The sequence below is a fragment of the Tritonibacter sp. SIMBA_163 genome (assembly GCF_046535935.1).
In the GTDB taxonomy this organism is placed as follows: domain Bacteria; phylum Pseudomonadota; class Alphaproteobacteria; order Rhodobacterales; family Rhodobacteraceae; genus Epibacterium; species Epibacterium scottomollicae.
The window spans coordinates 1-308 of record NZ_JAWJBP010000245.1; the positions used below are offsets into that span (position 1 = coordinate 1).

At 59.7% G+C, this 308-nt stretch carries 1 protein-coding gene; it reads left to right on the top strand.

From position 1 onward, the window contains the following. On the top strand, window positions 1–308 hold a 308-nt coding region (locus R0J92_RS22260), incomplete at both ends, for a hypothetical protein (protein ID WP_411053252.1).

Sequence of the window (308 nt, forward strand, 5' to 3'; positions counted from 1 at the left end):
CGTGGCGGGCGGCGCAAACCCGGATGCGGTTCGCGTCCGGCTGGCGCGTCCGGGCAATCTCTATTTCGGCCAATCGTTCATCAGCCGGCCTGCGCTTGGAGCGACCGGCACGGCGGCAACCAAGGCGGAAGCGGCATTTTCGATCGGTTCGCGATTGTTGAGCCTGAATACCGATCAGAGCGTGCTGAATGGTCTTCTGGGCGGGCTTCTGGGAACCTCCCTTAATCTGAAGCTTGTTGATTACAATGCCCTGGCTGCGACCGATATCAATCTGCTCGGCTTTCTGGACAAGCTTGCTCCCAAAGTGG